Here is a 23,084-nt window from a genome sequence, read left to right on the forward strand (position 1 = left end):
GCTGCCCAAAAAAGTAGGACGGACCAATGGTCCGTCCTGGAAGCGGCAAACGATAACTTTGTCGACTTGCGTCGCGCGGGACGGAGCAGTCCTCCGTCCGACAGCAGAGATTAGTCCCCGCGCAACTTTAGGTTCATGATCGTCAGCTTTTCGCGGACTTCATTGAGACTGGTCACGCCGAAGTTCTTGCATTCGAGCAAGTCGTCGGCCGTTTTGCGAACGAGTTCGGCGATCAGCGTGAGACCCAAACGAGCCATGCACTTGCGAGCACGAACCGAGAGGTTGAGCTCCGAGATCGGCCGTTCGAGCAAGGCTTGCTCATCGGGCGACATCGAAGACATGTCCATGACCGGCTCGGGAGCGGCCTTTTCGGCAGCGAACTGGCCGAGTTCCAAGCCCTTGCTGTGGAGCATGTCGCGAATTTCGACGAGCGAAGTCTCGCCAAAATTCTTGCTGGCGAGAAGCTCTGCTTCCGAAATGCGAGTCAAGTCGCCGAGCGTACGAACGCCCATCTTTTGCAAGCAATTGCGGCTGCGAACCGACAATTCGAAGTCGGTAACAGGGACGTTGAGCACGGCGGCCAGGCGATCTTGCCGGCGCTGGGCTTCTTCGTCCAGCATGACGTTGCCAGATGCCGAAGCGTCCTTCACGTACAGCCGAGCCCGTTGGTGATCGGGATACGCATCGAGCACCCGCTGATAACACATTTGAGCGCGATCGTATTGAGCGCGATCTTCGTACAACAGGCCCAGATTGATCAAAGCGCCCATGCTCGGCGGGAAGACGGCAACAGCCCGTTGATACAAGCCGAGAGCCGTTTCGTCGTTACCGCGACGATCGTTTTCGGTCGCCAGACCGAACAGCGCGCCAGGATGGCGGCCATCGACTTCCACGGCCCGTTCGTACAGGCGGCAGACTTCGACCGGATTGCCACACATGGCAGACACGGTCGCGCCCCGTTGATACAGATATTCCGCGGTCTGCTCGATGGCACCCGACAAATGGTCGAGTACTTCGAGAGCCTTCTGCGGATTCTTTTGATAGCGCAGAGCTTCGGCAGTGGCCAGGGCACATTCGTCGGCATTGAAGCCGGCGACTTTGGCCGAGGCGTAGCCCTTGATCGCTTCGGCATAGTCGCCCATCGCGAAGCGGGACTTGCCGAGATAAAAGTGAGCTACCGCGCCACCATCGGCGCTGCTTAGCGTTTCGATCGCGAGGCGAAAGCGGCCCAGCAGGTAATAGCAAACGCCAAGGCGAACCTTGGAGGCCGGCGTGCGATCTTCTCGCATTTCCAGCTCGCCGACGGCATCGCGCAGCACGCCATATTGCGAGTAATCTTCGGCAATCGTTTGCTGAAGTTGGGCGATTTCTCGCGGCCCGAATGAGTTGTTCGAAAGTACAATGTCGCGAAAATCTACAGCTACCGCAGTCGTCATTTTGCCGCGACTCCTTTTGCCTATACCTGATTGCCTAGGAAGCGAGCAATCAGTCTGAGACGAAGAGCATGAATTGGGGGGGCGACCAGTGGGCGAATTGCTCGAAGAGCCAGCAATGGGAGTCGAACCCATAACCCCCGCATTACGAATGCGGTGCTCTGCCAATTGAAGCTATGCTGGCCGAAGTTTACCTAAATCCATCGCCCGCAACGCGTTAGTTGCCATCGCGGGAACAAATTCGACCGAGCGCATTCGCCGACTGCAATTCCTTAAACCTATAAGCCGTCACGGATTCCGTCAAGCCCCGAGAAGCTTGCCCGTTGCTGCGAAGTTCGGGCAGTGACTTTGGCATTGGGAGTGCTACCAACGGCCAAGTACCTAAACTTCATATTGCGGAGGCTCTTTGTGGTGACGAAAGATGATAGCTGCCGCTGGCGGTAAAGAGACTCTGGAGCTTCCCTCTCCCTTCTTCAAAATTTTCGGCGACATACTCCAACTCTGCTGGCATCAGCAATTTGGCGGTTACTACCTTTGCCCTGCCAGCTGGAAGGTGCCATGTCGTTTCACGGCCAGGAGCCGTCAGTCCCAAAAGGATTCCAACATTACCTGCTGGACTCGCGACGGAGCGGAGTTGACTGGGTGCTTGAATTTCGAGGGACAAGAGTCCTAGTTCATCGATTAATTCGCGGAAGCCACCATGAGCGGCCGCTTGTTGCGAAACTGCGTACACGAGTTCGAATAACCACGATCTGGGCAATTGGTGGGGAAGCGGATCTGCCGTCTCAGCTAGGATCTCAATCCCAAAACCAGTACTCGGCTCTATCTCATCGTCGAACGCATCAGAAAGGCCATCGCTAATAATTACTGTTCGAGCGCCGTTGCGAACGACTTGCCACGATTGGCGCAGTGCCGGCCAGCGAGGCCCTCCCATTAATGAAGGATTCATGAGAGGCGCGAGCAAGTCGCGGTCAATGTTGCCCCATTGCTGCAAGTACGACCGGCGGCAATCAAAGGTGCGCAGCAGCAGTTCTTCGCTCATCCTGCCTCCGTGCAAAGGAGCCCCGCTTTTCAAGTTCGATCCTACGATCGCATCTTGCCAGCCCTGCAACCGGCTAACTATTTAGGCAGCAGCGCGAGGACGGCGGCGCTGGGGCGGGCGATGACGTGGCCAGCGATCAGCTTGCCGAGTGCGCCGACCTTGGCGGTGCCGGCTTCGACGGCTGCCTTCACCGCGGCGACGTCACCCTTAACGATGACGGTGATGTAGCCGCCGCCGAGCTTTTCTTTGCCCAGCACTTCGACATTGGCGGCTTTGCAGGCGCTGTCGATGGCTTCGAACACGGCGGTGAAGCCTTGCGTTTCGATGAATCCGAGGGCAAAGGAAGGAGAGTCAGACACAGTTCGCTCCTGCGCGGTAATCGCGCCCAACGCTTCGTAATTAGGATTCTTAACAGTCGGTTGTTGTAGCAACGGGCTCGATTCGATCGGGCTGATCAACGCGGCGCGGGCTCGGTCGTCGGGACGGTTCAGCACCGTGCCGACAGGCTTACCCTTCATCCGTTCGGCCACTTCCTTGCCGGCCTCGATGGCGGCCTGCACGGAAGAGACGTCCCCTTGAACCTTCAGGACCATGCCCAGCCAATCGTTCGATTCAGCTTGGACCAGCCGAATGCCGGCTGCTTTTTCCATGGCATCGAGCGCAGCCATTGCCGGCGTAAAACCGGTGACTTCCAAAATGCCAAGTGCTTCGCTGGCCATAGGTGGGCTAGGGAGAGTTTTTTCAGGGGGCGAAACGACGCGAAAATCGGGCGCTGAGGTAGTATAGCTTGCGCATTTTACCAGCGTAGGGGTTTGCCGGCAGGTTTGGGGCGAAAATCTGGCAAGCCGCGCCGAGTTTGCGGGGTGTGTGGAAGTTACCGCCCCCGCCCCTGCGGCGGGTGCAACAGGTTAATCCTGCCGGGTCGTCCAGTGGTCGAGCTGTTGCCTGGCCTGATCGAGCGTGAGAAGGCGGGGCGGAAGGATGGCGGCGAGATCTTCTTCCTGCTGACGCTGGTCGGTGGGGCGGAGTGCGAGGTCAACTTCTTCTTCGAGCGCGACGAGCCAGGCGGGAACATCGAGACCAACGCCGGTGGGCTCGCGCGTGAGCGTGGCCGTTTCGAACTCCAGCATTTCGAACTTGGGAGACTCGCCACCCTGGCGAGCTTCTTCGATGGCTGGCTCGACGAGGGCGCGAATGCGATCGATGGTGAGTGGACGAACGAAGCGCTCGGCCAGGCGGTCGGCAACCGTCGGCATTCGCATGGCATATTTCTTTTGCAGATCGGCCAGCCGCGTCAGGTATTGTTCCGCTTCATCCTGAATCCGCTCCGAAAGTGCCCGCCGCCAAACACGGGCCGCGATCTCTTCGCCACGGCGCACGAGAATTTCGTGAGCGAGAACCACGGGCTTCAGATTCCAGCAGACGCGGTCATAACGGGTTCGCAGGCGGAGAAAATCGAGCAGCATGTACAGCAGCTCGCCCCGGTCAGACTGGGTCGTCGTGCTGTTGTAGTCCCGATATTCGCCGTAGTTTTCGACGATCGACTCGAGCACCATGCCAAGCAGTTCGGCCGTTTCTTCCAGCGGCAAATCGCCTTGCAGATCGTCGAGCAGCTTTTGCGGAGCATCGTCGGGGCGATCGTCTTTCAAACTGGTGAGCCAACGGGCCGGGCCCTGATGCATGATCGCGCGAATGTTGCCGAGATTCAAAAATCGCTGCGTGAAGAGCTCTTCGCCATACTTTTCGACGAATGCGACCACGCGCTTCCAAGTTGACTTATCGTGTACTCGCTCGAGCGCACTGAGCCTCAGCGTGCGGCTATGAGCCAGCCAGCTGGTGAGCATGCTCTCGGTCAATTGTTCGAGGCAAGCGACGAGGGGCTCAGCAGCTTGATCGTCCGTGGCTCCCGCCGCTCGCGGCCACGATTGACCCGAAACAACCAGGCTCTCGACAATCGCCTTGTAGCCAATTTTGAACAGCTCGTCGAACTCGGTGACCGCGCCAGGCCCGACCGGATGCTCGCGTTCCATTTGCCTAGCCACATCGAGCAGTTGACACGTTTCGATCCAGAGTCCGCAGCGGGGGAGCCAGGCCAGTAGATCTTGAATCGCATGCTGACGCGTGCGGACGACGACGATCTCTGGCGGATTGCCACCTTTGCCCAGCGGCACATACAGCAGCGGTAACTGCAACAACGTCTTGAAGAGCGATTCGCAGGCCGACTTAACAGCAGCCTCGTCTCGTCGCAACAATGCGGTGAACACTGCAATCAGTCGCTCGGCCTCTTCGTTGGCGGCAACGGGTGCCGCCGGAGCAGCCTGGTTGAGCGCGGCCTGAGCAGCGATGAGGAGCCGGGCTGCATCGGCCATTTCGACGCTGCAACTCACGACCCGTTCGAGCAACGATTCCTTAATCATCCGGCGACGGTCGTATTCAACCATCGAATCGTGATCGCCCGAGGGAGTCGGGATGCGGTAGTCGCGCACTGCCGCCACCAGCCGAGTGAGGCCGGTCATGTTCGTCTGCGCTTGTTCAATCCAGCGCTGCATGGCCGAGGTGCGTCGTTGTTGCGCAGCATCGGACTGATTCGTGGGGTTGTTTGCTTCGCGCGTAATCGCCGCAAACGCGGGGCTGACAATCGTCTGCTTCCACAGCCGAGCAACCGTGGCGAGGAACGCCAACCGATCGGCAACTTGCTTTGATTGATGCTGCAGCTCGTCGTGCGTATCGTCGCCCGTTTCGAAAATCGCCCCCTCGACGCCATCGTCGGTGCTATCTCGATAGACCATGTCCTCGTAGGCCGAGTCGAAGCGATTTCCCTCTTCTTCATCCTCTTCGGCAATCGTCGTAGCGGCACTCGCTCCGCGCTTGCCACCCCCCAGTTCAAACTTGGGAACGTTCCATAGCCCCTCGGCATTCGCTTCTAAATAGTCGAGGAACTTGCGGGCACTGTCCCAGGCCTTGAGTGCGACTTCAGGCTGCGCGTCGCTGGTGGCCGTGGTGGCTGTTACCCAGCGCTGTACCTGGTCGTGAAACGAAGCATCGCCATGCTCCAGTCCAATCGCATCGGCCCGGCTGAGCCAGCTCATGAGCAGCGCCATCGAGGCCACAAAGTCGCCACGTTCGAGCAGCGAATCGATGACCATCGAATAGGCTTTGGGCGAATCAAATACTTCGGCATGAGGTGCCCAGAAACCAACATCGCCCGCAGCTGCCCCCGCTTTATGCCACACCTGCAGCGCCTTCGCGACTCGTTCGGCCGCGCGAAAGACGACGAGCGAATCGACGGCTTCGACTGTCGACACTTCGTGCGCCGCAAATTGATTCCACCAGCCAGCGGTGTTTTTGAATTGGCGCGCAATGCGATCGGCCACTTCGGTTCGGTCGCTGGCGGCCGCTTCGCTCCAGATCAAAGAGTACAGCGCCCAAATTCGCTCCATGAGCGCGACCAGTTCGTCGGCCCGATGGTCGCGCACGCTGTTTTCGAGTGCCGGGAACAAGCTGAAGTGGGCATCGAAGCCGAGGATATTCCAAGGGTCGATAATCGCGCCGCAATGGATGGCCCGCTTGAGCATGTCGATGATCTGCGGCATCGCATCGGCGGCCGCTTCCAGCTTGCCGGCCGCACAGGCGAGCTGTCCCGTCGTCAGCAGGCAATCGATCTGGCAGAGCATGCGGGCTGAAGCGCAAGGAACAACATTCGCTTGCCGGGCAGCTGCTTCCACATGTCCAAGTCGGGCGAAAATACGAGCCAGATGAACATGCTCTAACTGCGACGCACGCGAGCGTGCAAGTTGAGCATTCAGATGCTGCCGAGCGCCACCGAAGGGCTGACGTTTTTGCGCCGCTTCGGCCTTAAGGCGTTCGCGATGTTCGCCATTGGTCCGGTCGAGCAACTGTTCATAGAACGCATCGCGATACTTGGCGATACGCGGCAACAACTTGGCCAGCGTCACGTTCGAATCGTGCGCGCCGGGCCCTTCGCCACTGATGCCCGACGCCATCAGCACGGTGCCGGCCAGCACCGCGGCCGCTTCAAACTTCAATTCATCGGCCGGAATCTGGTTTTCTTCGGTCAGACGCCGCATGAGGGCATCGAGCGTGATCTGCTGCACGACAAAGCGACGATAGAAGCCGTGATGATCGATTTGATGCGGATCCCACTGGCCGAAATGATAATTCGGCCGCTTGTTCGCCGGATGATCGAAATCGTAAGCCCGCGGATCGATGGCCAACTCTTCGAGCCGATGCGGAAAGAAGCAGGCCTGCCGCAGCAGGTTCTCGTCGGTTCCGTCGAGCAGTTTGAGGGCGATCTCGATGACCTCTCGCTCGGGGCCGTAGCTGATGCCAACGCCACGAATGTAAAGCGGCACGGGGCGGCAGAATTCATGGGCATAAGGCTCGATCCGCTGCGTCTCCAGTGCCGCCACCGGACGATGACCAATGTAATCGCTCAGCTGCTTAATGGCTCCGGTAACGATTCGGTCCGATTGATCCCACGGTTGTCCTTGCCGCAACACTGCTTCGAAAGCTCGGGCCAGGAAAAACGGACGAAACAACGCTTCTGGCGTTTGATGAAAGAGCAGATCGCGATGAAAGTCGCGGTAAGCGGGCAAGAGTTTCTCGAACGTCAGCTCCAGCACGGCAGTGGCTTGTTGCACGTCTTGGAACGCTGGATTGCTCCCGGGCAGCTGTTGCAAGTCACTCTGCAGCAACTCGTACAGTCGCTGCCAACTTCGGTCGCCCAGGGCCTGCTGATCGACTTGTTCGAACAATTGGTTCAGGCTGGCCAAGAACTGCGGATCCGTGCTGCCGGACGAGAAATTCAGGTAGCCGAGGACCCTGTCCAGGGCCAAACGCCCGGCCTCGGTTTCTCGTCCTGTCATGCCCACACTCCGTCCCAGCACATGCGCCGGCAGTCGATTTACTGCCGGAATCCGGCCCACTATCGTTAAATTACTGCCGGAATCCGGCCCACTATCGTTAAACATTGGCTCTTTGGCTTGCCTCGCCCCCACCTTCGGGTCAATTCCCAAGGGAAGTGCCGCTGATCGTGCGAGGCATAGGCGCAAGTCATCTATCCTAGAAAACAGCCTGCCATTTGGTCTAGCGGGTAAGAAGGGCTAGCAGCTGGTTGCGCGAGCATGGACGCATCGAAATGGCGTGAATGCGTCAGATCGTCGCGGCTAGGCAATTTCCAGCCGAACTTCGCCAATCAGGCCGCCGGGCAAGTGCTCACGGCCTGCACGTTCGATGTGCCGGTCGGTGTAACTCCCTCCGGCATTCCCAACAGCGGGAAGTTCGACGACGATCTGCAGCAGGTTACGAAACTTGAGCAGTGCCGTGATCTCATACGTCCGCAGGCCGTCCGCATAGAGTTGATCGCCGAGCACCTGGCCGTTGAGTTCGATCGTTCCCTGCCAGTCGAGACGTTCGATCACCAGCGACACGCGCTCTTCTGGCGAGAGATTTGTCGGCAGGCCAAACCGCCGCGTATAGCGCACCCGGCCGCAAACAAAGTCGTTTCCCAGGACGTGGCCCCAATCCGCCGGGACATCGGTCGTGGTCGCTGCAGGCAGATTCGTCGTTTCTTCGGCGATGTTGCCGTCTGAGGACAGGCGAAAGCGAGCCAGGGGCTCGATTTGCCACGGGCCGCGAAGTCGAACTGCGTGCATAAAAAACGAGACTCGCTTACTCAACCGGTGGCAGGACGTCGGGCTCGATCTGGTAGCCATCGGCGAGCGAGTTCGTGCCATTGAACAGCGCGACGATCGCCAGCACTTCGCCCAGCGTTTCGGAATCGACACCCTGCTTCCGTAATGCGGTGGTGTGCGAGTTGACGCAATACGAACAGCCGTTGGTGGCCGAAACCGCCAGCGCGATGATCTCTCGCGTTTTCGCATCGAGTTTGCTCGTGCGGCCAGTCGCCTCGGGGTGCATGAGCGCTTTTAGCTGCCCCCAAATTAATTCCAGATGAGCGGGCGAAGTAGCGAGCACTCGCCAGAAGTTGGGGACGTGGTCGAGATTCTTCGTTTTCTTGATGTCGTCGAAAATCTGCCGGACTTTTCCGCTGGCCCCTTGTTCGTCGACCAAGCGCACGGTGGCAGAACGTGCAGCAACGGCAGAAGTCTTTCCCACTGGCAGGTTACCTCTTTCTTACTCTCCAATTTCCAAACTCCCTCTCCTCGGTACTCCGGGGAGAGGGAATAAGAGTATGACATTTTTACAAAAAAACGTACTACTTACTCGCGTACTTGTTCCAAGTAAAACACGCCTCGTTTATTCGCGACGATCACATCGAGCCAGCCATCGCCGTTCATATCGTGAACTTCGAATTGCGTGCCGACGCCGCTGTTGTCGTCGATTTCGTGCCGCGTCCACTTGGGTTGGCCCGCATCGCGACTTAGCTCATACCAGGCGATGACCGGCGGCTCGTCTTCCCCTGGGTCGTTGCCATTGTGCGCATAAAACCGCTTGCCCGTCACGAGGTCAGGAAGCCCGTCGCCGTTGATATCGGCAAGAATGAGTGCGTGCGTCTGCGCGAGCTTGTTCTCAATTTCGTGCTGCACGAAACCTTTATCCGTCTGCTCGTACCACCAGATGCCCGTGCGGTGCGCGCTGGTGCCGACAATGTCGGCGTCCCCATCGCCGTCGAAGTCGTAAGCATACATGTGAGCCTGCGCAGGGCCGAGCTTGACGTCGGTTCGTTGCCACGGCTCTTTCTCGGCCGTTGCTTTGTCCGCAGGCTGCGCGAACCAGGCATTCGGCGTGAAGAGGTCGAGCTTACCGTCCTTGTTCAAGTCGCCGACACCGAGCCCGTGATAAAACTTTTGAATGTTCGGATTCGCTTCGGCCGCGATCGGTTGAATCCGCCAATCGAGATTGGGCTGTTTGGCGGGACGAGCCAGGGCTAACTTGCCGGAGGCTTCGCCGAAGATCAACTCGCGCTGGCCGTCACCATCGACGTCCGCATATTGCGGGCTCTCGTTGTTGGTGACGGGGACCGCGCGATGCTTCGGCCAGGGAGTATCGGTGTTGCCGGGATTCTCGAACCACCAGGTCGGCTTGCCGGGAAAATCGACGACCAGCAAATCCTGCCGGCCGTCGCCATTAAAATCCTCCGCCCAATTGCAGAACGTATCGCCGTACGTCTTGATGTTGAACTCGTTGGGCTGGGGGGTGATCGCGTGCATCTTCCAGCCAGATTTGTCGCCGGGACTACCCGGTGCTTCATACCACACGCTGCCGGCGGCGATATCCAGTTTGCCATCGTTGTTGAAATCACCCATCGCGACCCCTTCGCTGCGGAAGCGCTGATCGAGCGTGGTCTTCTTGAAGGTGATTTTGCCCGCTAATTTTCCTGCCGGATTTGGCTTCGATGCAGGATAGCCCACCGCGAGCTGGCTGCCGGTTGGAATGCTGACCTGAAAATTCTTGTAGCGAACTTCGGTCGCGCCGCCGGAATGCAATTGCAGCGCGATGACGCCTTGCCGCGAACCAGTCGGATCATCGAGATCGACGCACTTCTGGCCATTGATCCACGTCTGCACGCGACTGCCAACAGCGAGAATCTCGTACTTGTTCCAATCACCGAGTTTCACGTGCTTTTCGCCGCTCTCTTTCCACAAGAGTGCGCGGCCATGTTCCTCGTACAACTTGCCCCACCAACCTGCGCCAATATCAGCCTGGTATCCCTTCACCTCGCCATTGGCGATGGGCTCGCTACGGAACTGAATGCCGCTGTTCCCTTCGTTCCTTGCCAGCTTCACGTCGACGGAGAAGCGAAAATCACGCAGCGAATACTGACTCGTGAGCCAATGATTTCGCTTGAGGCCCGTAGTGCGGCCGACGATCTCGCCATCTTCGACACTCCATAGGCTCATGTCACCGCTGATCCAGCCTGAGAGATCTTTGCCGTTGAAGATGGAACCGGCCGTGTCGTTGTTCGCCAATTGCGGCACTTGCCCGCTACTTGCCAGATAGGCGACCAGCGACCGCGATTCATGCTGCGAAAGAGGCCGCAGCAGATCGTCGGGCATCATCGAGTTCGCGCTGATCTTCCGCTCTTCGATTTCGCTCTTGGCAATGGTCAGCAATTCGGTTGGGAGTTGCACGGTAACCGTCGCGTCGTTCTCTTCTTTGAGAATGCCGGTCACCACTCGGCCGTTGCTCAGTAACAACACTGTCGGTTGGTATTCCTTCGCCATGACCGCGCTCGGGTCGATCACGTTGCTCAGCAGATAATCGAGATTCGCCCGGTTCGAACCCGTGAGATCGGGACCGACCTTGCCACCAGTGCCGAACAGCGTATGACACTGCTGACAAGTGCGGGCAAAGACCGCGCGACCAAGCTGCACGTCGTGCGCAATGGCCGGCGGCGAAGCGAGCAGACTCTTGTACTGCGTAATCAGCAGCGCCTTATCAGCAGCCGTCTCGCGCGACGAACCCCAAACTTTCTCGAGCTGCGCTTGCAGCCCGGCATCTTTCAGATTCCGCAGATTCACGACCAGATCAGCAGTGAGATGATTGGCAGGGACTCGCTTGGCTTCGATGGCCGACAGAAGTTCTTTGGCGAATGACGCGCGACTGCAGAGCGTGGCTAAAACGTCGCGCCGCTCGTCGACGGAGAACTTGTCGTAGACATCGAGCAAGCGAGCAGGAGTCTTCGGATCATCGAGCGTGGCCAGTCCTCGAATGGCCACGGCGCGCATGGCCGGATCGGTCAGCAGGGCGGCCAGCATGGGGCCCAACTCGTCGTCTTTCACACTTAGTAGGGCGGCTAATGCGGCTTGTCGTTCTGCGAGCCGGTGGCTTGGATCCGCAGCTATTCTACGGAGCGAAATAGCGGCGGCGGCATCTCCAAAAGTCAAAGCGAGAATGGTCGTCTGTCGCTTCAAATCAGGGTCTGACACGTTCGCTAGTTTGGCTGCAACCGTTTTCCAAATCTCCGGAGGGACAACTTTTCCACGCCCCTGCAACGCCACATTCAAGCCTCGCAGAAAGGCCAGTTGTCGGCCCGCGTCGTCTGTCGAACCCAAACCGGTAAGCAGTAGCTCGAGTGATTTCTCGGGCGTGCTACCTAGACGACGAACCATATAGTCGGCGATTTTGGGAAACCGATCTCGGGCCCCCATCGCAATCGCCAGCACGCGTTGTTCGTCGACAACTGTCCGTTGTTCAAGCCCATACCAATACATGAGCGGCAAGTTGTGGTCAGTGGCGTCTTCGCCGTGAGTCAGCAGGGCTTCGACAAGCGGCAGAGTAAGTTGCCAATCCATTCGCTTGGCAGCAGATGCCAACTCCAAACGCACGGTCCGCGAACCAGGCTGTTCCTTAGCGAGTTCCAGCCAACGAGGGCCTAAATCTTCGTGATCGAAGGTGCCTGCCCGTTCCGACTGCAGACGAATGGTCCATCCCCGCACCGCTGCGCTCGGGTGCGAAAGGAGTTTCAATCCCAACTCCTTGGTCAGCCCTCCCGTCAACCGGAGTGTCCATAGGCCTCGCAGCGCATGCGATTCATTTTCAGATTGCAACGCCAGTTTCGCGACTGCGTCGCGAGCGCTGAGATCGCCGTCGATCGGACGTACGTTCGGTTCCGACCTGCCACGCAAGTAATAGCGTTCCTGCAGAATTCGCTGCGCATGCCGCTGATACCACTGATTGGGATTTGTCAGATAGGCGGTTAACTCTTCGTCCGTACACTTCTGCAAGTCCACTTTCACCGGCTTCGCGTCGTTGTAACTAATTCGATAGATCCGGCCGTTCGTGCGGTCGTGCCCTTCGGTGTTCTTGTGGTGGCATTGGTTGCGGTCGTACCAGTCGATGACCCAGACCTGGCCATCGGGGCCGTAGGTCATGTAGAGCATCTGCGACCATTGGTCGCGGGTGAAGAGAAAGTCGGGAGCAAAGTTTCCTTCATAGCCGCTCCCCTTCTGCGTGAGCAGGTCGACGTTCATCCGGTTGCCGTGGATGTTGTTCATGATAATCTGGTTGCGATACTTTTCCGGCCAACTCCCGCCGAGATAGATCATCGCCCCGGCGTGGGCATGACCACCGCCGAGTTCATCCGACTGCCGCCGGTTGTCGGTGTTCCACTGATTGCCGACGTAGTGCCGATGGACGGCAATCGTCTTGATGTCGTCGTAAGTGTGCGGGTTGAAGTGCTGCCCCGCTTGTCGCTGGTAACGAGCACCGGGAATGATGTGATAGAGGTGAGGAATGACGCAGGCGGTAACGAAGGCCTGCCCTTGCTCGTTGAAGTCGAGCCCCCACGGATTGCTCGTGCCGTGGGCGAAAACCTCGAACTCATGACGCGTGGGATGATAACGCCACACGCCGGCGTTGAGCGGAACGCGTTTGTCCTTCGGCGTCCCCGGTTTGCCGACGAGGCTGTGCGTGAAGACACCGTGGCAGCCATACAGCCAGCCATCGGGGCCCCAGATAAAACTGTTGAGCGTTTCGTGCGTATCTTCTTGGCCCCAGCCATCGAGCAGAATCTGCGGCTCGCTGTCGGGGACGTCGTCGCCGTTCTTGTCGGGAATGAAGAGGAGGTAAGGAGCAGCACCGACCCAAACACCGCCGAAGCCGAGTTCCATGCCGCTGACGAGGTTCAACTTCTCGGCAAAGATGGTCCGCTTATCAAGCGAGCCGTTGAGGTCGGTATCTTCGAAAATGAGTATCCGGTCGCGGCCTTTCCCTTCGGGCGCACGGACCGGGTATTCGTACGCTTCAGCGATCCAGACTCGCCCGCGGTCATCAATGGCCATGGCAATGGGCTGATTCACGTCGGGCTCGGATGCCCCGACTTCGACTTTGAAGCCTGGGGGAACCTGCATCTGCTTGACGGCTTCCGCGGCAGTGAGCCCCGCGTGCGGATACAACTGCTCCAGCGCCGGCGCGGAAGTGTTGGGAACGTTCACCGGCCCGCGCGGAGCTTCGCGAAACTTGGGCCGCGCGGCATGCAGACGAAAATCGTCGAAGTTAATGTGTCCCCAGCCTCCGGAGTGATCGTCGACGAGGCGAATGTAGATTAGCTTGCCGAGGTGCGGCGTCAGATCGACCACCATCGGGCGCAGGCTTTCGGTATTCGTGCCGCGCGACGTGCTGATGACTCGCTCTTGGGAATCCTTGACCGCGGGATCGGGTAGAAGAACCAACTCCAGCCTTGTTTCCGGATGATTGCCGCCGGCGAGCAAGAAACTGGCGAAAGGCTCCGTCACTTTGAAGGGTTTTGAACTGAGCGTCCCCTTCGGTTTGTCGAGCAGTTTTTCGAACGTGCCGATCCAATATTGGCCGGTGTGATCCGCCTTCTTGCCGACGCCGTAGGGACGCTTCGGATCGATCTCCCCCTTGATGGGCTGGCCGTTGAACGCGTCGCCGGTGGCGGTCCAATCTTTCAGCGTGCCATCTTCGAAACTGAGATTCAGCGGCTGGCCATCTTCGCCAACGGGAATGACGCCCGGCTTCTCGAGCGGCTCGTTGAACAGGTTGGGTTTGTCTTGCGCTAGCGAGGCACAAGCGAAAATTAACCAGGACGCAACGAGGAGACCGGACCAGCGAAGACGGATACGCATGAGAGAAGATCACTTACTCGCGGGCACGAAAAGAGAGGCCTGTTGCCAGAACAGGTCTATTCTCGGTGGCCCAGCGGTGAAGTCAATCAAGGAGCGGGCTCGTACGGCGATGCCTGCGCCCTTCAGGTAGCCCGAAACGTAATTGAGGAGAAATTGAGATAACGGTTCGCTGCAGCAGAACGTGACTTCAGAATAGCTCCCTCGCTGACGCGTCGGGCTACTTAGGAACGAGTGGCACTTAGCGATTACTCGACATCTTCGCTGACGACGTTGGCGGGGTCGTGATCGCGGAAGCGATAACCGACGCCGCGAACGGTTTCGATCACGTCGGCGTAGTTGCCGAGTTTTCGGCGGAGGGCACGAATGTGGACGTCGATCGTTCGTTCCATCACCATCGTGTCTTCGCCGAGGGCGGCGTCGATCAGTTCAGTCCGATCGAACACGCGGCCAGGCTGGCGAATGAGCGTATCGAGAAGGCGGAACTCGCTGCGCGTGAGGGGCAAAGGCTGATCGTCGATCGAAGCTTGGTGGCGGCGGCGATTGACTGTCACCCCTTGGCGCTTGGTGATTTCGTCGGGAATGCCATCCCCCATTCGTCGGCGACGGAGCGCCTTGATCCGTTCCAGCAACACCTTCACGCTGAAGGGCTTGGTTACGTAATCGTCGGCACCGAGTGAGAAGCCGATCAGTTCGTCGGACTCTTCTGCTTTGGCGGTGAGCATGACGATGAGGGTTTCTCGCGTCGCGGCATCGGCTCGCAAGCGGCGGCAAACGTCGAGCCCGTCGACAACGGGAAGCATCAAATCGAGCAGGATGATATCGGGCGATTTGAGCTGCGCTTGCAGCAGTCCATCTTGACCGTCGGAAGCCGCGAGAACGTCGTAACCGGCTTGCTTCAAGTTGTAGGTCAGCACTTCGCTGAGCGAACGGTCGTCTTCAATTACCAGAATCTTGGTCTTGGCCATAAGCGCGCCTTAAGGGCAGTGTCAGGAAGGCGATTCCGAAAGTTTGGCGTGGCGATGCCGCACGATGTCACCTTCCACCAGATAGATCACATCTTCGGCGATGTTGGTGGCGTGATCGGCAATGCGTTCCAAATGTCGGACGCCGGAAAAACAATGCAGCGAGGCCGCGACCATGTCGGGCTGCTTCTGCATGCGGGACTGTAATTCGTCAATGATGTCGCAGTTGTATTGGTCGACCTGCTGATCCATGGCCAGAATGCGGCGGGCTGCGTGCGAGTCGAGATTCACGAACGAATCCATCGCGCCGCGCACCATCTGGGTCGCAAGGACAACCATCTTCGGCAAGCGATCGGGGACGATGAAGGCTGGATGCTCGCTGATGGCGCGGGCACGATTCGCAATGCTCACGGCCAGGTCGGCGATTCGTTCCAGGTCGGCATTGATCTTGAGCACGGTCGCGATGCGACGCAGGTCGATCGCCACCGGCTGGTGGAGCGCCAGCATCTTCAGGCACTCTTCTTCCAAGTGCACTTCGTGCTGGTCGACGAATTCGTCGCTGCTGATGACCTGGTCGGCGAGGTCGAAGCGGCGTTCGCTGAGGGCCTGGGTTGCCCGGTCGATCATTTCTTCCACCATCGACGAAATGGTCAAGAGCTCGTTGATGAGTCCGTCGATGTCGCGTTGTAGATGTTTGCTCATGGATTTTCCAAGCGGGCGGTTCACCCTCAGGGCGTAGAGAAGTTTGACGCAAGCAGAGAGGTTACTCGTGAAGATACGATGAAGAAACGGTGAAGCCCATCCCCCCGCCAAAGTGGCTATTGGCCCTGCGTGCCTTACCGCGACTTCGCAGCGCAAGTTTTGCCAGCCGCAAAAGGGGGGTGTCCAACAATGCGGGCCATTGTTGGACAGTACCGAGCGCAACTCTCGGGTTTGGCGGGCAGGTGGTGTCCAACAATCGGGCTTTCGTTGGACAATTACGTTGAAATCGAGGGCCAGGCTTTCCCGACTTACGTCGCCATTGGCGGGGTCAGTGCCAGCAGCCAGTCGTTGACAAACGCCCATGGCTCGGATAACTAGGGTAGTTTGGCGCATCGTGGACGATCACGCCTTTCCCTACTTATTGTCCTCTTACGCAACCACCATGCGCATCGATCACTCCGCCAGCACCATCACGGCCCCCCACTTTGCCGTGATTGACGATCTAACTTCGGGCGACCTGAATTCCAGCGATACCCTGGTTTGTGATCCTGCCACTGAACCCAGCGAGGGCGATCAGCCTCTCACTTGGGAGGCGACTTCGTTTCCAGGCTTGCCGTCGATTGTGATGGCTGACGAAGAAGAAGCTGGCGAGATTGACGACTTCGACGAAGAGGATTTTGACGACGAGTTCGACGACGACTTCGAAGAAGAACTCGAAGACGAGTACGACCTGGCCGACCTGGAAGAGGTCTCGGACGACGACCTGGCTGCCGACGATGTCGAAATCCCCATCGGTGGCGACTTTGTCGACGAAGACGAAGAGCCCGAAGAGCCAGTGCTCCCCGAAGATCCCGATGCTCCTCCGGCGGACGAAGAGAAACCCGCCAAGGGAAAAGGTAAAGCCAAGGGGAAGGGCAAAGGCAAGGCCAAGGATGAAGATGAGGACGATGAAGATTTGGATCTGGACGACGACGAATAGTTTGCTTTCGCCTTAGCAAACTGAGCGGGGGACGAAGCTCGTGTTGAGCCGATTCCGGTGGAAAATCGCGGCTCGGCCGGAGCCTCGCCCTCCCGAACGATTAGGACACATCTGCCCGCTATCGGAGCTTCGCGACGACCATGTTTCAGCCTGTGCCGGCCAGCGCGCCGTTTCCCCGCATGGAAGAGGAAGTCCTCGCGTTCTGGAAAGAACAGGCGATCTATGAGAAATCGCTCGAGCGCCGCCGTGGCAGCAAAAAGTTCGTCTTCTTTGAAGGTCCGCCCACGGCCAACGGCATGCCTCATCCCGGGCACTGCCTGACGCGGGCCATCAAAGACCTCTTTCCCCGCTACCGCACCATGCGGGGCTACTTCTGCGAACGCAAAGCAGGCTGGGATACGCACGGCCTGCCGGTCGAAGTTGAAGTCTGCAAAGAGTTGGGCATCCACAGCAAAGAGGAGATTGAAAACTACGGCGTCGAGCCCTTCATCCATCGCTGCCAGGAGAGTGTCTGGCGGTACATGCAGGAGTGGGAACGACTCACCGAACGCCTCGGCTTTTGGGTCAATCTCAAAGAGGCTTACGTCACCTATCACCAATCGTTCGTCGAGAGCGTCTGGTGGTCGCTGAAGAACCTGTACGACCGCGGCCTGCTCTATCAAGGTCACAAGATTGTCTGGTGGTGGGCCCAGGGTGGCACCGCGCTCTCTTCAGGCGAAGTGGGCCAAGGCTATCGTGAAGTGGCCGACCCGAGCGTGTATGTCCTCTTTCCGCTGCTGGACGATGCCGACCAGAAGACCGATACATCGCTGCTCGTCTGGACGACGACGCCCTGGACTTTGCCGAGTAATCAGTTTGCGGCCGTGCATCCGGATTTGGATTATGCCACCGTAGTCGATAGCCAAACCGGCCAGCGGCTTATCATTGCTGCGGCCCTCGTGGAAACGCTTGCGGGGAAGATCAAGCGAGAATTGACAGTTGAGAGCACCAGCAAGGGAAGCACGTTGCTTGGTAAGCGATATGTGCCGCCGTATGACTATTACTATCAAGCTCACGGCAACGAAACGGGCAAACTGAAAGATGGTGGCAAGCTGCCGGTTGCTTGGCGCGTTGTCGCAGCCGACTTTGTAACCACCGACAGCGGTTCTGGCGTTGTCCATCAAGCTCCCGCCTTCGGCGAAGTCGACTTTGATGTACTCGTCGCTGAACAAGCCAAGTTCGAAGCGGGACAGGGCCCGCATTTGATCTGCGCCGTCGGACCCGACGGCAAGTTCACCAAGGATGCGCCCGAGTACGAAGGCCGCTGGGTGAAGGATTGCGATAAAGACATCCAGCGCGAGCTCAAGGCAAAGGGCCTGCTCTATCACCAAGAGCAATATCTGCACGACTATCCGTTTTGCTGGCGGGCGGATCAGGATCCGCTGATTCAATATCCGCGGCGCAGTTGGTTCGTGAAGACGACGCAGTTCAAAGACGAAATGCTGGCAAATAACCAGCAGATCAACTGGTTGCCCGAGCACATCAAGGATGGTCGCTTCGGCAACTTCTTGGAGTCGAATGTCGACTGGGCACTTTCACGCGAACGTTACTGGGGCACGCCGCTGCCGATCTGGGTTTGCCAGCAAACGGGGCAGATGGAAGCCGTCGGTAGTTACGAAGAACTGCTGCAGAAGCCCGGCGTCAAAGGGACCGATGTTTGGGATAAGGCCAAAGCGGTCAATCCCAAGCTGCCCGATGACTTGAAGGTTCATAAGCCATACATCGACGAAATCACCTACGACTCGCCGTTCGCCAAGGGCGCGCACATGCGCCGCGTCAGCGAAGTGATCGACTGCTGGTACGACAGCGGCGCGATGCCGTTCGCCCAGTGGGGCTATCCACATCAGGGCGTCGACAAGTTCGCTGAGCAATTCCCAGCGGATTTCATCAGCGAAGCCATCGATCAAACGCGTGGTTGGTTTTATAGCCAGTTGGCGATCAGTACGTTGCTGTTTGGGAAGGGGACGGGAGGCGAGGGACGAGAGGCGGGGGCAGAGAAGCCGTACCCACATCCGTTCAAGAACTGCATCGTCCTTGGGCTGATGATGGGTGAAGACGGCACGAAGATGTCGAAGAGCAAGCGGAACTACCGCGAGCCGCGCGAGATCTTCGATAAGTACGGGGCAGATGCGCTGCGCTGGTACTTCTTCGCCAATCAGCCGCCGTGGACGACGATCCGTTACGCCGAGCGGGCCATCAAGGACAGCATCCCCGAGTTCTTGCTGCGGCTGTGGAACTGCTACAGCTTTTTTGTCATCTACTCGAACATCGATGGCTTTGATCCTGGCCAGCGAGTTGCGCCGAATACGGCCGATCTCTCGAAGGGAAAGGGTTACCGGCCGGTGAAGAAGCGAGGCGAACTCGATCGCTGGATTTTGAGCGAGTTGAACCGTACCCTCGCGGCCGTCATCGAGCGGATGGACGCCTACGACAACTTCGAAGCCTGCAAGCAGATCAATGCGTTTGTCGACGGCCTGTCGAATTGGTACGTGCGCCGCAGCCGCGATCGCTTCTGGTCGAGTGACAAGGAAGGGCAAGAGAAGCTCGATGCTTATTGGACGCTGTACGAGTGCCTACTAACGACCGCCAAGCTGATCGCGCCGTTCACGCCCTTCCTGTCGGAAACGCTATGGCGAAATCTCACCGGCGTTTTCGGCGAGCGAGCACTCGAATCGGTTCACCTGTGCGATTATCCCGAGCCCGATGCCGCAGCCATCGATGAAACGCTCTCTGCCCGCATGCAACTGCTGCGTGAAATTGCCTCACTCGGCCGCAGTGCGCGAATGGACAACAAGTTGAAGGTTCGCCAGCCGCTGGCAAAGGTTGAAGTGATTCTCTCGGCCGCGACTCACCAGGCTTGGCTGCAGCAGCACGACGCTCTGCTGCGCGACGAACTCAACGTTAAGCAGATCGAATACGCCGAGGACGCGAACAAGTACATCACCTACCAGATTCAGCCCAACTTCAAACGGCTGGGCCCACGCATTGGCAAGTTGCTGCCCGAGTGCAAAAAAGTTCTCGGTGCGGCCAATGGTGGCGAGTTGCTCGCGCAAATGACCGCCAACGGCACCGTCGATCTCAAGGTTGGCAGTGAGACGATCAGGCTCGATGGCGAAGACCTGCAAGTTCGCTTGCAAGCCAAGCCGGGCTGGGCCGCCGCTCAAGGCCGCGGCGTGGTGGTGGTGCTGTCGACGGAGATCACACCGGAGCTAGTGCGAGAAGGCTACGCCAACGATCTGGTCCGCGCGATTCAAGACCGCCGGAAGGATTTGCAACTCGAATATACCGCCCGAATTACAATTCGCGTTGCTGCCGAAGACCCAGAAGTATCTGAGGCAATTCAGGAGCATGGTGAGTTTATTCGCAATGAGACGCTATGCGATGAACTTACCGAGGGCGTCAATGAGCATTCGACGGAGATCGAACTTGGTGCCGGCAAGTTGCAATTGAGCGTTAAGGAAAAGATTTAGACCCGCTGTGACTGCCGCATTCACTTCACCGCTCCCCATTGCCGTGCTGATCTCCGGCGGTGGGACGACGCTGCGCAACCTGATTGAGCGGCAACAGCACGACGAACTGCCGATTGATCTTCGGCTGGTGATCTCGAGCAGCCCGACTGCGAAGGGTTTGCAATTCGCTGCTGATACCGGGATTCAGTCGCTGGTGATCGAGAAGAAAAAGAAAGACTCGCCTGCGGACTATGAGCGGGCGATGTTCGAACCTTGCCGTGCGGCCGGTGTCCAGTATGTGGTGATGGCCGGCTTCTTGAAGCACGTCCCGATTCCGGCCGACTTTGAGAATCGCGTGATTAATATTCACCCTTCGCTCATTCCGGCCTTTTGTGGGCAAGGGATGTACGGGCTGAAGGTTCATCAGGCTGTGATTGATTACGGCGCGAAGATCACCGGTTGCACGGTTCACTTCGTCGACAATCAATACGACCATGGCCCGATCATCGGGCAATGGCCGGTGCCGGTTCGTGACGACGACACTGCCGAGACTCTGCAAGCCCGCGTTTTCGCCGCCGAGTGCGAAGCCTATCCGGCAGTGCTGCGAGCCTTGGCCGCAGGACAGATCTCCGCCACGGGGCGCCGCATTTCCTGGCTCCGCTAATCCAGCGATCCTGGCAATCTGGAGCCGGTTCTGCGTGAATTCTGTCGCATTCTGGCGACAATTTCGCTCGATACAGCTTTCCCATGCCTCCAAGTGCTCGCATTTTGAAATTTGTCGCGCATAATAGCTTGCCCTTTCTACCTGTCTAACCGCAATCTGAGACAGATTTCGCGCACAATCGGTAGATTTCTTTCATTCAGTTGCTTGATTTCTACCACTCTGTTGGGCAGAATAGGTAAATCAGGTGAAAGGAAACGAACGGTTGATCAAGCAGTTGCTAGCAGACGAGCGCCGGGGCCGATTGTCGGAGCTGATCCGACAACGCGGGTTCGCGTCGTTGCCGGAGCTGGCTTCTCAGCTACAAGTCTCGGAATCGACGGTCCGCCGCGACCTAGATTTTCTGGAAGAGACCGGGGTCGCAAGGCGTACGCATGGCGGCGTCTTCTACACCGGCCCCAGTCCCAAGCTGGCCCACTTCGATCAACGTCAGTCTTCGAATTGGGATAAGAAGCGGCGGATAGCTGCGGCTGCGGCCCGACTGATCGAGGACAACGATACTGTTCTGCTCGACGGCGGCAGCACGACCTATGAACTGGCTCAATTGCTCGTCGGTCGTCCGTTGCAAGTCGTTACCAATTCATTGCCGGTTGCCAACTTGTTCACTTCCAGCGATCAAGCCGATTTGGTGTTTGTGGGTGGCTATGTCCATTCCCGGACCGGCGTTTCGCTTGGGCCTTATGCCAATCAAATGCTCGCGTCGCTGAACGCTCGACGAGCGGTACTGAGTGTGGCCGGCATCAACGAACGAGGCTGTTACAACAGCAACCTGCTGCTGGTCGAAACCGAGCGAGCCATGATGGCCGCCGCGGAACAAGTCATTGTGGTTGCCGACAGCACGAAGTTCGGCCACACCAGCCTGGCGCTGATGTGCCCGCTCGACAAGATCGATGTGCTGGTGAGCGATCACGAACTGTCACGCGAATGGCAACACACTTTAGCCCAGTCCGGCACCGTGGTGCGCTTGGCTGCTGAGTCGGGCGATACGACCAGCCCAGAAACCGCGAGCCCCGATGCCACGGCCGAAACCAATTCATCCTCCACGCATATTGCTTGAGATTTTGCCGCTATGAGTACCTCTCCTACGCTTGACCGCGCGGTCGTCGAACAGATCGTTCGCCAACTCGTTTTGGGGGGCGCGACGAAATCTCCTGCCGCTGAAACGGCTCCTGCTGCGTCCGGCAAAGTGCCCGAGTTGATCGTCAGCATTTCGGCCCGCCATTGCCACCTGAGCGATGCCGATGTCGAAACGCTGTTTGGTCCCGGCGCTAAGCTGACCCCTGAGAAGGATCTGTATCAGGACGGTTTTTATGCGGCTGCCGAAACGGTGATGATCGTTGGTCCGCGCCGTCGCATGTTGCCGAACGTGCGTGTGCTGGGACCGACCCGACCGTACAGCCAGGTCGAATTAGCTTTCACCGACAGCATCTCGCTGGGTATCGATGCTCCGGTTCGACATAGCGGCAACATCAAGGGAACACCGGGTTGCGTGCTGGTTGGCCCCAAGGGCGTAGTTGAATTGCAGGAAGGTGTGATTCGCGCTGCCCGCCACGTTCACATGAACAACAAAGACGCCGAGCGCTATGGCGTGAAGAACGGCGACTTTATGAAGCTGCGGATCGAGTCGCCGCAATGCACGGTGGTTTTCGAAGACCTGCTGGTGCGGGCCGATGCGACGAGCAAGCTCGAAGTGCATATCGACACGGATGAAGGAAACGCTTGTTTCCTGGATGGTGCCACGAAGGTGGAACTGCAGCCTCAAGCTCACGACTGCAAGTGCAAACACTGAGCTAACTCACAAATCAAATCACTCCGGTGATTGGCTTCTTTGGTTGACAATTGAAACGGTTCGTTTTTTATTTCGGAGATTGCAATGGCTAAGAATTCAGAAGCGATCGGCATGATTGAGACGAAGGGCTTCATTGCCCTGGTCGAAGCAACCGACGCAATGCTCAAAGCTGCCAACGTGCAGTTGGTCGGTTGGGACAAGGTCGGCAGCGGCCTGGTTTCGGCCTTCGTCACGGGCGACGTGGCTGCTGTGAAGAGCGCCACCGATGCGGGTGCTGCTGCTGCGGGCCGCATTGGCGAAGTCGTCAGCGTGCATGTGATTCCTCGCCCGCACGAAGACCTGGGCATCGTGTTGCCACCATCGATCAAGCGAGTTGCCAAGTAACGGCCGACTCT

At 58.3% G+C, this 23,084-nt stretch carries 15 protein-coding genes and 1 tRNA gene; 6 read left to right on the forward strand and 10 right to left on the reverse strand.

Annotated features, from left to right (window positions below):
• Positions 1-110 precede the first annotated feature (110 nt).
• The 10 genes from ETAA8_RS24185 to phoU all read right to left on the reverse strand — a co-directional run bounded on the left by ETAA8_RS24185 (position 111) and on the right by phoU (position 15,712).
• A complete protein-coding gene (locus ETAA8_RS24185) occupies positions 111-1,436 on the reverse strand; it encodes a DNA-directed RNA polymerase subunit alpha C-terminal domain-containing protein (protein WP_145094557.1) in 1,326 nt (441 codons plus the stop codon).
• A 107-nt stretch (positions 1,437-1,543) separates the two neighbouring features.
• Positions 1,544-1,617 (reverse strand) — tRNA-Thr (locus ETAA8_RS24190).
• Between the two features lie 204 nt (positions 1,618-1,821).
• Positions 1,822-2,475 carry a hypothetical protein gene (locus ETAA8_RS24195; protein WP_145094559.1) on the reverse strand — a complete coding sequence of 218 codons (654 nt, stop codon included), beginning with the start codon at positions 2,473-2,475 and terminating at the stop codon, positions 1,822-1,824.
• Between the two features lie 77 nt (positions 2,476-2,552).
• On the reverse strand, positions 2,553-3,194 hold the full coding sequence (locus ETAA8_RS35735; protein WP_202921239.1) for a BMC domain-containing protein: 642 nt from the start codon (positions 3,192-3,194) through the stop codon (positions 2,553-2,555).
• A gap of 189 nt (positions 3,195-3,383) precedes the next feature.
• A complete protein-coding gene (locus ETAA8_RS24205; RefSeq protein WP_145094562.1) occupies positions 3,384-7,361 on the reverse strand; it encodes a hypothetical protein in 3,978 nt (1,325 codons plus the stop codon).
• Between the two features lie 300 nt (positions 7,362-7,661).
• On the reverse strand, positions 7,662-8,150 hold the full coding sequence (locus ETAA8_RS24210) for a glycoside hydrolase family 2 protein (protein ID WP_145094565.1): 489 nt from the start codon (positions 8,148-8,150) through the stop codon (positions 7,662-7,664).
• Positions 8,151-8,166: 16 nt separating this feature from the next.
• Positions 8,167-8,613, reverse strand: coding sequence for a carboxymuconolactone decarboxylase family protein (locus tag ETAA8_RS24215; RefSeq protein ID WP_145094568.1), 447 nt, complete (start codon positions 8,611-8,613; stop codon positions 8,167-8,169).
• A 104-nt stretch (positions 8,614-8,717) separates the two neighbouring features.
• Complete coding sequence (locus tag ETAA8_RS24220; protein ID WP_145094571.1) at positions 8,718-14,048, reverse strand: PVC-type heme-binding CxxCH protein; 5,331 nt, start codon at positions 14,046-14,048, stop codon at positions 8,718-8,720.
• A gap of 245 nt (positions 14,049-14,293) precedes the next feature.
• A complete protein-coding gene (locus ETAA8_RS24225; protein WP_145094574.1) occupies positions 14,294-15,013 on the reverse strand; it encodes a response regulator in 720 nt (239 codons plus the stop codon).
• A 21-nt stretch (positions 15,014-15,034) separates the two neighbouring features.
• The gene (gene phoU, locus ETAA8_RS24230) at positions 15,035-15,712 is read right to left on the reverse strand and encodes a phosphate signaling complex protein PhoU (RefSeq protein WP_145094577.1); all 678 of its coding nucleotides are present in this window, start codon (positions 15,710-15,712) and stop codon (positions 15,035-15,037) included.
• Positions 15,713-16,154: 442 nt separating this feature from the next.
• Here phoU and ETAA8_RS24235 point away from each other — a divergent pair, with 442 nt between their 5' ends.
• The 6 genes from ETAA8_RS24235 (at position 16,155) to ETAA8_RS24260 (ending at position 23,073) form a co-directional block, all read left to right on the forward strand.
• Positions 16,155-16,691 (forward strand): hypothetical protein, encoded by a 537-nt coding sequence (locus ETAA8_RS24235; protein WP_145094580.1) that lies wholly within the window; start codon positions 16,155-16,157, stop codon positions 16,689-16,691.
• Between the two features lie 140 nt (positions 16,692-16,831).
• On the forward strand, positions 16,832-20,200 hold the full coding sequence (gene ileS, locus ETAA8_RS24240; RefSeq protein ID WP_145094583.1) for an isoleucine--tRNA ligase: 3,369 nt from the start codon (positions 16,832-16,834) through the stop codon (positions 20,198-20,200).
• A 7-nt stretch (positions 20,201-20,207) separates the two neighbouring features.
• Positions 20,208-20,843, forward strand: coding sequence for a phosphoribosylglycinamide formyltransferase (purN, locus tag ETAA8_RS24245; RefSeq protein WP_145094586.1), 636 nt, complete (start codon positions 20,208-20,210; stop codon positions 20,841-20,843).
• Positions 20,844-21,087: 244 nt separating this feature from the next.
• Positions 21,088-21,957 carry a DeoR/GlpR family DNA-binding transcription regulator gene (locus ETAA8_RS24250; RefSeq protein WP_238397558.1) on the forward strand — a complete coding sequence of 290 codons (870 nt, stop codon included), beginning with the start codon at positions 21,088-21,090 and terminating at the stop codon, positions 21,955-21,957.
• 12 nt (positions 21,958-21,969) lie between these two features.
• On the forward strand, positions 21,970-22,689 hold the full coding sequence (pduL, locus tag ETAA8_RS24255) for a phosphate propanoyltransferase (RefSeq protein WP_145094589.1): 720 nt from the start codon (positions 21,970-21,972) through the stop codon (positions 22,687-22,689).
• An 84-nt stretch (positions 22,690-22,773) separates the two neighbouring features.
• Positions 22,774-23,073 (forward strand): BMC domain-containing protein, encoded by a 300-nt coding sequence (locus ETAA8_RS24260; protein ID WP_145094592.1) that lies wholly within the window; start codon positions 22,774-22,776, stop codon positions 23,071-23,073.
• Positions 23,074-23,084 lie beyond the last annotated feature (11 nt).

The organism is Anatilimnocola aggregata, from assembly GCF_007747655.1.
GTDB lineage: Bacteria > Planctomycetota > Planctomycetia > Pirellulales > Pirellulaceae > Anatilimnocola > Anatilimnocola aggregata.